This is a genomic window from Streptomyces sp. SM1 (assembly GCF_002910825.1).
Lineage (GTDB): Bacteria > Actinomycetota > Actinomycetes > Streptomycetales > Streptomycetaceae > Streptomyces > Streptomyces okerensis.
The window spans coordinates 1-9,801 of record NZ_NEUB01000021.1; the positions used below are offsets into that span (position 1 = coordinate 1).

Annotated in this window: 10 protein-coding genes; 5 read left to right on the plus strand and 5 right to left on the minus strand. The window is 72.3% G+C overall.

Annotated elements, in window-relative coordinates:
* Positions 1-140: 140 nt before the first annotated feature.
* From B9S61_RS00390 to B9S61_RS00405, 3 genes are all read right to left on the minus strand, one after another.
* A complete protein-coding gene (locus tag B9S61_RS00390) occupies positions 141-1,208 on the minus strand; it encodes an RNA ligase (ATP) (protein WP_103540379.1) in 1,068 nt (355 codons plus the stop codon).
* 156 nt (positions 1,209-1,364) lie between these two features.
* A complete protein-coding gene (locus B9S61_RS00395; RefSeq protein ID WP_103540380.1) occupies positions 1,365-1,967 on the minus strand; it encodes a hypothetical protein in 603 nt (200 codons plus the stop codon).
* Between the two features lie 455 nt (positions 1,968-2,422).
* On the minus strand, positions 2,423-3,679 hold the full coding sequence (locus B9S61_RS00405; protein ID WP_181007168.1) for an exo-beta-N-acetylmuramidase NamZ domain-containing protein: 1,257 nt from the start codon (positions 3,677-3,679) through the stop codon (positions 2,423-2,425).
* A 169-nt stretch (positions 3,680-3,848) separates the two neighbouring features.
* Here B9S61_RS00405 and B9S61_RS00410 point away from each other — a divergent pair, with 169 nt between their 5' ends.
* From B9S61_RS00410 to B9S61_RS41905, 4 genes are all read left to right on the plus strand, one after another.
* On the plus strand, positions 3,849-4,622 hold the full coding sequence (locus B9S61_RS00410) for an SDR family oxidoreductase (RefSeq protein ID WP_103540383.1): 774 nt from the start codon (positions 3,849-3,851) through the stop codon (positions 4,620-4,622).
* Between the two features lie 196 nt (positions 4,623-4,818).
* Entirely contained in the window at positions 4,819-5,412 is a 594-nt protein-coding gene (locus B9S61_RS00415; protein ID WP_103540387.1) for a TetR/AcrR family transcriptional regulator, read from the plus strand.
* Positions 5,413-5,531: 119 nt separating this feature from the next.
* Entirely contained in the window at positions 5,532-5,933 is a 402-nt protein-coding gene (locus B9S61_RS41900) for a hypothetical protein (RefSeq protein ID WP_258039481.1), read from the plus strand.
* A 16-nt stretch (positions 5,934-5,949) separates the two neighbouring features.
* A complete protein-coding gene (locus B9S61_RS41905; protein ID WP_258039482.1) occupies positions 5,950-6,183 on the plus strand; it encodes a hypothetical protein in 234 nt (77 codons plus the stop codon).
* 178 nt (positions 6,184-6,361) lie between these two features.
* Here the strand turns inward: B9S61_RS41905 and B9S61_RS00425 are convergent, their stop codons facing one another.
* Together B9S61_RS00425 and B9S61_RS00430 are read right to left on the minus strand one after the other, a co-directional pair.
* Complete coding sequence (locus B9S61_RS00425) at positions 6,362-7,576, minus strand: acyl-CoA dehydrogenase family protein (RefSeq protein ID WP_103540384.1); 1,215 nt, start codon at positions 7,574-7,576, stop codon at positions 6,362-6,364.
* 6 nt (positions 7,577-7,582) lie between these two features.
* Entirely contained in the window at positions 7,583-8,605 is a 1,023-nt protein-coding gene (locus tag B9S61_RS00430; RefSeq protein WP_103540385.1) for a phosphotransferase family protein, read from the minus strand.
* Between the two features lie 197 nt (positions 8,606-8,802).
* Between B9S61_RS00430 and B9S61_RS00435 the strand changes: the two genes are divergently transcribed.
* The gene (locus B9S61_RS00435; RefSeq protein WP_103540386.1) at positions 8,803-9,732 is read left to right on the plus strand and encodes an NADP-dependent oxidoreductase; all 930 of its coding nucleotides are present in this window, start codon (positions 8,803-8,805) and stop codon (positions 9,730-9,732) included.
* Positions 9,733-9,801: the final 69 nt, after the last annotated feature.

Consider the following 9,801-nt stretch of genomic DNA (forward strand, 5'->3'; position numbering starts at 1 on the left):
CGCAGACGCGGCGGCGGGGGCACCTGCCCGCGGTCAGGTGCGGTACGGCCGGGTGCGACAAGGCCGAGTGCCGTGCGACGACCCCGTGCCGCACGACCGCGTGGCGTACGGGGCGGGCGCGGGCAGCCGTACCGTGCCGCTCACTCGTACTCCGTGCCCCCCTTGCGGGTCAGGTAGGCGGGGCTCACCGCCTTGGCTATCGCCCGGCCGCCCGTCACCGGGCTGTGCCGCTCGACCGCCGGCCGGATCACCACACCCTCCCGCAGATGCAGCTCCCGCCCGGACACCGTCTCCCGGCCACTGGCGATCTCCAGCACCCGCTCACCGTCGTACGGGCCGGAGAACAGCCGTGGCACCAGCGGCAGCCGGCCCTCCAGCTCCTGTGCCGCGTCCAGCCAGCGCACCCGGCCGTCGATCTCCGCGGACACGTCGAACACCGCGTACCCGAGGGAGTCGCGCCGCCCGTCCGCGCCGTAGGACAGGTCCTGCACGCCCGCGCCGTACACCTCGCCGAAGACGCCGACCCGCCGGGCCCCCAGCCGGGCGGCGAGCTCCGCCGGTGCCTCGGCGACGCCGTGTGCGCGCACCGCACGCCAGTACAGGTTGCGCGGGTCCTCCCGCAGGGCCGGCGACCTGCCGCCGAACCCCTTCGAGGAGACGTACACCCGGTCGTCCTCGGCGGCGTACGTCAGCAGACAGGCGGTGCCGTGCAGCTTCTCGGTCAGCACCACGGGCTCGCCCGGGGCGAAGATCTCCGGATAGCGCTGGATGTTCTCGATGTCGACCCAGGGCAGCAGGTCCGGCGCGGACTCCACCTCGCCGTCCATGGCCGGCGGGACCGGCGGTACCCACTTGGTGATGCCCAGTACTGCCGCGAAGTCGGCGCCGTCCTCGGCGGCCCGCACCAGATCGACGTCCGCGAGTGCCTTCGGCCGGCACACGAGGCCCTGCGACAGCTCACCGCGCAGCCGGATCGCCTTGACCCGGTCGTGTTCCGCGCCCGCCAGGCGTCCGGTCAGCCCCAGCTCCGCGATCAGCCCGGCCGGCGGCACGGACTGCTCGGGGATGTAGACCGCCGCGTCCCCCGTGCGGTAGGCACCCTTGGCGACGACGGCCCGGTACAGGCCCACCTGGGCCAGTTCGAGGGCGTCGGCGCCCGGATGTTCGTGGACGGTCAGGACTTCGGCGGTGACGCGCAGCGTCGACATCGGCGGGCTCCCAGGGCGGTCGGTTGCGTGTGTCGCCACCGACTGTCCAGGGAAGAAAAACCGTGGAACGAGCGATTTGGCGCCTGCTACGGTCCTCGGAGCCGTCGGGGGTGCGGCATCCCCGGCACACCCCCCGCCCCCGTTGCTCCCTGCGTCTCAGGCCGACACCAGCAGCCTCACCCGGCGGGCGTCCGCCAGTGCCCCGGGGGTGAGCACGGGGCGCGGGACCAGAATTCCGCAGTCCGTGCAGACCGGGCCCGCCGAGGGCTCGTGATCCAGGTCGTGGCGCCACATGAGCCGTTCCCCCCGGCACACGGGGCAGGCCGTACCCGGCTCACGCTCCAGGGCGGCGATCAGCCGCCGCAGCACCTCGGCCAGCGGCTCCCGCGGATGCACCCGCGGGTCGTCGCACCAGGCCACACCGAAACCTCCCCAGGTCAGCCGGTGCCAGTCGTCCACACTGCCCGGCCTGCGCAACCCGTCGTACTTCTCCTTCCTGCGGCGCTCGGCGAACTCCACCTCGTAGGCCAGCCAGACCGCCCGGGCCTCCTCCAGCTCGTCCAGTGCGGCCACGAGCCGCACCGGGTCGACGGAGCGGTCCTCGGGATCGAACCCGGCCCGCGAGCACAGATGGTCCCAGGTCGCCCTGTGCCCGTAGGGAGCGAATCGCTCAAGGCACTTGCGCAGCGAATAGCGCCGCAGTGCCAGATCGCACCGCGGATCTCGGACCTGTCTCGCCAGACTCCGGAAACCGGCCATCGTCCTGCACCTCCGTCACACCTGCACCTGTAATCCGGTCACTTCGGCGTCGTCGAACGGACGTCGCCGAATAGACGTATCGACACGCGAATCGGCTCCATCCCTTTTCTGATGGCCCCCTTCGGTCGGCCGTGGGGACACGCGAACCAACTCCGTTGGTTCGTCCTTCAGCTGTGGTCGCCCACGGGGATACCGGCGGTAACGCGATCCGTTCCCTCCCATGGAGGAGGAGGTTCCCCTCGACAGCCTGAGAACTCCCCGCGGCTTCTACGGGTTCCTGAACAACCGGCCGATATGCACACCACTCTCCGATCCGCCGGGCCCGACGCGCCGTACGGGGCGGCCGGACCCGTGACACCGCAGGTCACAGGCGGGCGGAGTGGGCACGCGCGCGACGGCGGCGGGCCGCCGCCCGCGACCCGCCGCCCTGAATCCGCCGCCCCGCCCCGGCCCGCTCAGCGGTACAGCAGGTACTCCCGCCGCATCCTCCGGAACCCCGCCAGCTCCTCCTGCCAGCCGCCGACCACCTCGTCCGTGTCCGCGCCCGCGTCGATCATCGTGCGTACGAGCGTGGAGCCGGTGAGCTTGTCGATCCAGTTGTCCGGGCGCCAGGCGAATCCGCTCCACGACCGCCTGGCCGTGATCAGCAGCCCGACCCCCGTCCGCACCGGATCGAACGACTCCCGGTCGTGCACATGCACCTGCACACCGCCGATGGTCCTGCCCTGGAACTTGGAGAACGTCGGCGCGAAGTACGCCTCGCGCAGGCGCACACCCGCCAGTCCCAGACCGTTCGCCTCCTCCGCCCAGCTCCGGCCGATCCCCTCCGCGCCCAGCAGCTCGAACGGCCGGGTGGTGCCGCGTCCCTCCGACAGGTTCGTGCCCTCGAACAGACACGTCCCGGAGTACACCAGCGCCGTCTCCGGGGTCGGCATGTTCGGGCTCGGCGGCACCCAAGGCAGCCCGGAGGCGTCGTAGAAGTCCGACCGCTTCCAGCCCGACATCCGTACGGTCTCCAGGGGCGCCGGCGTCTGCAGGAACTCCCCGTTGAACAGCCGCGCCAGCTCCGCCACCGTCATCCCGTGCGCCTGCGAGACCGGCTGCCGTCCGACGAACGTCGCGAACTCCTTGTGCAGCACCGGCCCCAGCGCGGCCCGCCCGGTCACCGGGTTCGGCCGGTCCAGGACCATGAACCGCTTGCCCGCGAGCCCCGCCGACTCCATGCAGTCGAACAGGGTCCAGATGTAGGTGTAGAACCGCGCGCCGACGTCCTGGATGTCGAAGACCACGGTGTCCACACCGGACGCGGTGAAGATGTCTGCGAGTGCCTGACCGCTCTTCAGATACGTGTCGTAGACCGGCAGGCCGGTCGCCGGGTCGTCGTGGCGGCCCTCGGAGCCGCCCGCCTGCGCGGTGCCCCGGAAGCCGTGCTCGGGGCCGAAGACGGCGGTCAGGTCGACCCGGTCGTCCTCGTGCATGACGTCGACGATGTGCCGCGCGTCCCGCGTGATACCGGTCGGATTGGTGACCACGCCCACGCGCTGCCCGTCGAGCGGCGCGTAGCCGTCCGCGGCGAGCCGTTCGAATCCCGTGCGCAGCCTCCGGCCGCCACCACGGGGTGCCGCCGGCCCGGAAGCGGCGGCCGCCGGTGCGGCGGAGGCCGCGAGCGCGGCCGTGGTGGTGGCGAACAGGCTCCGTCTGGACAGCTTCATACGGTGACCTCCGTGATCGCGGCGGGTGTCATGCCCACGCACGCTAGCGCGCGGGACCGGCCCGGGGAACGAACCTGACCGGCCCCGCGCCGAAGACCTCTTCCACCGCGCATACCGACCGGTTAGTCTGACGGCCGGAAGCCGCTGGGAGCCGCGTCGAAGGAGTCCGATGGTGCAAGCCGTGCAGGGTGCGAAGGTGGTCGTCACGGGAGCCGGGGGCGGCATCGGAGCGGCGCTCGCCCGCCGCTTCGCGGCCCAGGGTGCGCAGGTCGTGATCAACGACCTGGACGCGGACCGTGCGAAGGCCGTGGCGGAGGAGATCGGCGGGACCGCGGTCCCGGGCGACGCCTCCTCGATCGTCGCCGAGGCCCGGGAGGCGCTCGGCGGGACGGTCGACGTGTACTGCGCCAACGCCGGCGTCGGCCGTGACGGCGGGGAGCCCGGCGGACCCCTCGACGAGCAGGGCTGGGCCCTCTCCTGGGACGTCAACGTCATGGCGCACGTCCGCGCGGCGCACGCGCTGCTGCCGGACTGGCTGGAACGCGGCAGCGGCCGCTTCGTCTCCACCGTCTCCGCCGCCGGACTGCTCACCATGATCGGCACCGCCCCCTACAGCGTCACCAAGCACGGCGCCTACGCGTTCGCCGAGTGGCTGTCGCTGACGTACCGCCACCGCGGGGTGAAGGTGCACGCGATCTGTCCGCAGGGCGTGCGCACCGACATGCTCGACGCCAGCGGCAGCGCCGGCGACCTGGTCCTCAAGCCCACCGCGATCGAACCGGACGACGTGGCCGACGCCCTCTTCCGCGGCATCGAGGAGGACCGCTTCCTGATCCTCCCGCACCCCGAGGTCGCCGAGTACTACCAGGCCCGCGCCGCCGAGCCCGACCGCTGGCTCTCCGGCATGAACCGCATCCAGCAGCACTGGGAGACCACCCGCTGACAGGCCCGGCGGGTGCCGGCACGGACCCGGCCGTACCCGCCTGGCGCCCCGGGGAGACACCGGCCGCCCGCACGGATCCGCGCCGGGCGGAGATCCCGCCGCACGTGCCGGGCGCGGACAGTGGGAAGATCCTCCGTCGGGAGCGCGTTCCCGGCTCACGACCACGGACAGCGACATGGAAAGGCGGGTGGCGGCAGTGCCCAGGACGACGGACGGTGACGGGGCCCCCGTGCCGCAGCGGCTGCTGGCCGCCGCCACCCGGCTCTTCGCCGAGCAGGGCTACGACCGCACCTCGGTGCAGGAGATCGTCGAGGCGGCCGGCGTCACCAAGGGTGCGCTCTACCACTACTTCGGCTCCAAGGACGACCTGCTGCACGAGGTGTACGCCCGGGTGCTGCGCCTCCAGCAGGAACGCCTGGACCACTTCGCGGACGCCGACGAGCCCATCGAGAAGCGGCTGCGCGGCGCGGCGGCCGACGTCGTCGTCACCACGATCGAGAACCTCGACGACGCGTCGATCTTCTTCCGCTCCATGCACCACCTCGGCCCCGAGAAGAAACAGCAGGTGCGCGCCGAACGCCGCCGCTACCACGAACGCTTCCGCGCGCTGATCGAGGAGGGCCAGCGGGAGGGCGTCTTCTCCACGGCCACCCCGGCGGACCTCGTGGTCGACTACCACTTCGGTTCCGTGCACCATCTGTCGACCTGGTACCGCCCCGACGGCCCGCTCAGCCCCCAGGAGGTCGCCGACCACCTGGCGGACCTGCTGCTGCGCGCCCTGCGCCCCTGAGCCGCTCACCGGCCCCCGGGGGCGGCTGCCGAGAGCTGCCGCCGGTCCGCGCCGGACGGGAACCACCCGGCCGGAACCACTCGTCACTGATCACGGCCGCCCGGAACGGCGGGACAGGCATGAGTGAACCGACAGCGGGGGTCTTCGTGAAGCGTGCGTCTGCGGCAAGAGCGGGCCTGACGGTGGTGGCGGTGCTGACGATGCTGACGGCGGTCAGCGGCTGCCGGGAGGACGGCACGGCCCTCCCCGTCGCCTCCCCGAGCGGGCAGGGCCCCGGGGACGCGTCACCGGCGCCCTCGGCGGAGCCGAAGGGCCCGCGCACCCTGGTGGACGCCTCCAGCGCGGGCGGTCTGGGCAGACTGACGGGGGACAGGGCCCTGACGGACGCTCCCGTCGACCCGGGTGAGATGCGCGACGGCATGACGCTGGTCATCGGGAACTACGGGGACCCGGGCGGGCGGGGTGCGCCGGTGCTGTTCGAGGGCGTGGACCACGTGCCCGAGGACACCAGCACGCCGTGAGCACCTGTTCCGGGGCATGCTCGAGTACATCCAGTGGGACCCGGAGCTGGGACAGCCCCAGGCGGAGCCGGTGGACGCCGGACCGCTCGGCGGCTCGGTGGAGTGCCTGCTCGCCTCCCTGAGCGAGGACGGCAACGTCATCTGCGGGTGGGCCGACGAGGGCACGGCGGCCGTGGCGCTGTTCGAGGACAGCACGCTCGCCGACGCCGGAGAGCTCTTCGTGCGGATGCGCGGGGACCTGGAGCGCTGACCGGCCGAGGGGCGGGAACGGCGTCGGACGCCGTTCTCCCTTCGCCGGCCCGCGCCGGGACGGGGAGCCCGTAAGCCGATGGTGGGGGCGCCCGTCCGCGCCATGTCCCCCCACCGCGCCCCGCTGCCTGCCGCGCCGCCGCCGGAGCACCCGCTCCGGCGGCCGCCGACGACCGTGCCTACCGGTACTTCTTCAGCTCCCGGCGCGCCAGCGACCGCTGGTGCACCTCGTCGGGTCCGTCGGCGATCATCAGCGTGCGCGCACCGGCGTACAGCTCGGCCAGCGGGGAGTCCTGGCTGACCCCGCCCGCGCCGTACAGCTGGATCGCCCGGTCCAGGATGCCGACGACCGTGCGCGGGGTGGCGATCTTGATGGCCTGGATCTCGGTGTGGGCGCCCCGGTTGCCGACGGTGTCCATCATCCAGGCCGTCTTCAGCACCAGCAGCCGCAGCTGCTCGACCGCCACGCGCGCGTCGGCGATCCAGTTCTGCACCACACCCTGCTGCGCCAGCGCCTTGCCGAAGGCGTCGCGGGAGACCGCGCGGCGGCACATCAGCTCGATGGCACGCTCGGCCATGCCGATCAGCCGCATGCAGTGGTGGATCCGGCCGGGACCGAGCCGGGCCTGCGCGATGGCGAAGCCGCCGCCCTCCTCGCCGATCAGGTTCGACACCGGCACGCGCGCGTGGTCGAAGACCACCTCGGCGTGTCCGCCGTGGTAGTGGTCCTCGTAGCCGAACACCCGCATGGCGCGCGTGATCGTGACGCCCGGAGTGTCGCGCGGGACGAGGACCATGGACTGCTGACGGCGGATGTCCGCCCCGTCCGGGTCGGTCTTGCCCATCACGATGAAGATATTGCAGTCCGGATGCATCGCCCCGGAGATGTACCACTTGCGGCCGGTGATGACGTACTCGTCGCCGTCCCGCTCGATGTGCGTGGTGATGTTGGTGGCGTCCGAGGAGGCCACGTCCGGCTCGGTCATCGCGAAGGCCGAGCGGATCTCACCGGCCAGCAGCGGCTGGAGCCACTGCTTCTTCTGCGCCGCGTCGCCGAACTGCGTCAGCACCTCCATGTTCCCGGTGTCGGGCGCCGCGCAGTTGGTGACGGTCGGCGCGATCTGCGGGGAGCGGCCCATGATCTCGGCGAGCGGGGCGTACTGGAGGTTGGTGAGGCCGGCCCCGTACTCGTCGTCGGGGAGGAAGAGGTTCCACAGCCCCTGCCGGCGGGCCTCCGCCTTCAGCTCCTCCACGACGGGGACGTTCTCCCACGGCGACGCCAGCCCGGAACGCTGCTCGTCGGCGACCCGCTCGGCCGGGTGGACGTACTCGTCCATGAAGGCGAGGAGCTTGGCGCGCAGCTCCTCGGTGCGCGCGTCGAACGCGAAGTCCATGACTGGTCAGCCTTCCTGAAGAGTGGTCAGACCGTGCTCGATGAAGACCGGGACCAGTTCGCCGATGCGGTCGAAGCCGCGCCCGACCGTCTGGCCCAGCGTGTAGCGGTAGTGGATGCCCTCGAGGATCACGGCGAGCTTGAACCAGGCGAACGCCGTGTACCAGGACACCGAGGAGACATCGCGCCCGGAGCGGGCGGCGTACCGCTCGATCAGCTCGGCCGGCGCGGGATGCCCGGGAGCCTCGGCGGTCGTGGAGACGGGTGAGTCGGGCATGCCCAGCGGCATGCTGTACATCACCAGCAGGCCGAGGTCGGTGAGCGGGTCGCCGAGGGTGGACATCTCCCAGTCGAGGACGGCCTTGATCTCGTCGTCCTCGCCGATCAGCGCGTTGTCGAGGCGGTAGTCGCCGTGCACCACGGCCGGTGCGGGGGAGACGGGCAGCTCGCGCCCGAGGGCCGCGTGCAGTTCGTCGATCCCGGCCAGCTCCCGGTTGCGGGAGGCGTCCAGCTGCTTGCCCCAGCGCCGCAACTGGCGGTCCAGGAAACCCTCGGGGCGGCCGAAGTCCGCGAGCCCCACCTCACCGGGGTCCACCGCGTGCAGCTCGACCAGGGTGTCCACCAGGTTCAGCACGGCGTCCCGGGTGCGCCCGGGACCGAGCGGGGCGAGCTGGCCGGCCGTGCGGTACGGGGTTCCCTCCACGAATTCCATGACGTAGAAGGGCGCCCCGAGCACCTCCTCGTCCTCGCACAGCAGCACCGGCCGCGGCACCGGTACGGCGGTGGGGTGCAGCGCGCTGATCACCCGGTGCTCGCGCTTCATGTCGTGCGCGGTGGCCAGGACATGACCGAGCGGGGGGCGCCGTACGACCCACTTCGAGCCGCCGTCGGTCACCGCGTACGTGAGATTCGACCTGCCGCCCTCGATCAGCCGGCCGGAGAGCGGGCCGCTCACCAGGCCGGGGCGCTCCCGTTCGAGCAGGCCGTGAAGCCGGTCGAGATCGAGACCGGGCGGGTGGTCGGGGCTCATCGTCGCTCCTACGGGCAGGAAACAATACCCGCCCAATGATGCCGACCGGTCGGTATGTCGTCCAGAGCGAAGGCGAAACGTGACCCGGCCCACGATAGATGCTCGGGGCACCCGCAGGCCGTCCCGCCACCACGCGAATGGCGTGTATCGAGCGATCCGGCTTGCACGGCGCGGGCGGACCCCGGAGGGTCGGAGCCATGAAGGCGATCAGCTACGCACGGTACGGCGGCCCCGAGGTGCTCGAACTCGGGGAGGTCGACGATCCCAAGGTCGGGCCCGACTCGGTGCTGGTGAAGGTACGGGCGGCAGGCGTCAACCCGGTCGACTGGAAGTGCCGGGAGGGCTACCTCGACTCGGTCCTCCCGGCGGTCTTCCCCGTCGTCCCCGGCTGGGACGTCGCCGGTGTGGTGGTGCAACCGGGACCGGCCGTCCCGGAGTTCGACGTCGGTGACGAGGTGATCGGCTATGTGCGCGAGGACGTGCTCTCCCGGGGCACGTTCGCCGAGTACGTGGCGGCCCCGGTGCGCACCCTGGCGCGCAAGCCGCGCAGTCTGTCCTTCGAGGAGGCGGCGGGCCTTCCCCTCGCGGGGCTGACCGCCTACCAGGTGCTGCACCGCGTCCTCGGCGTCAAGCGGGGCGAGACCGTCCTGGTGCACGCCGCGGCCGGCGGGGTCGGATCCATCGCGGTCCAGCTCGCCGCCCACCTCGGCGCCCGGGTGATCGGTACGGCGAGCGAGCACAACCACGACTACGTACGCGGACTGGGCGGAGAGCCGGTGAGCTACGGCGACGGCCTGGTGGAACGGGTACGGGGTCTGGCCCCCGAGGGTGTGGACGCGGTGTTCGACACCGTGGGCGGTGACGCCCTCAGGGCCTCCGCGAACCTCCTGGCCCCCGACGGCCGCCTGGCCTCGATCACCGATCCGGAGGTGGTGGACCTCGGAGGTCACTACTGGTTCGTCCGCCCCGACCCCCAGGACCTGTCCCACCTGTCCGACCTGGCCGACCAGGGCGCCCTGACGATCCACGTCTCGGAGACCTTCCCCCTGTCCCGGGCGGCCGAGGCCCACCGCCTGAACCAGGAGGGCCGGACACGGGGCAAGATCGTGGTCACGCTCCCGCACTAGCCCGTCCGGGGGAGCTTGACCGCCTCTCCACACTCCTCCCCGAGCTCGAGGACTCGAGCCGGCCGCCCA

Excerpts from the sequence above, each read along its gene's own strand:
- B9S61_RS00425 (WP_103540384.1), bottom strand. The coding sequence starts at position 7,576 with ATGGACTTCGCGTTCGACGCGCGCACCGAGGAGCTGCGCGCCAAGCTC.
- B9S61_RS00390 (WP_103540379.1), bottom strand. The coding sequence starts at position 1,208 with ATGTCGACGCTGCGCGTCACCGCCGAAGTCCTGACCGTCCACGAACAT.
- B9S61_RS41905 (WP_258039482.1), top strand. The coding sequence starts at position 5,950 with ATGCTCGAGTACATCCAGTGGGACCCGGAGCTGGGACAGCCCCAGGCG.
- B9S61_RS00405 (WP_181007168.1), bottom strand. The coding sequence starts at position 3,679 with ATGAAGCTGTCCAGACGGAGCCTGTTCGCCACCACCACGGCCGCGCTC.
- B9S61_RS00435 (WP_103540386.1), top strand. The coding sequence starts at position 8,803 with ATGAAGGCGATCAGCTACGCACGGTACGGCGGCCCCGAGGTGCTCGAA.
- B9S61_RS00430 (WP_103540385.1), bottom strand. The coding sequence starts at position 8,605 with ATGAGCCCCGACCACCCGCCCGGTCTCGATCTCGACCGGCTTCACGGC.
- B9S61_RS00410 (WP_103540383.1), top strand. The coding sequence starts at position 3,849 with ATGGTGCAAGCCGTGCAGGGTGCGAAGGTGGTCGTCACGGGAGCCGGG.
- B9S61_RS00395 (WP_103540380.1), bottom strand. The coding sequence starts at position 1,967 with ATGGCCGGTTTCCGGAGTCTGGCGAGACAGGTCCGAGATCCGCGGTGC.
- B9S61_RS41900 (WP_258039481.1), top strand. The coding sequence starts at position 5,532 with ATGAGTGAACCGACAGCGGGGGTCTTCGTGAAGCGTGCGTCTGCGGCA.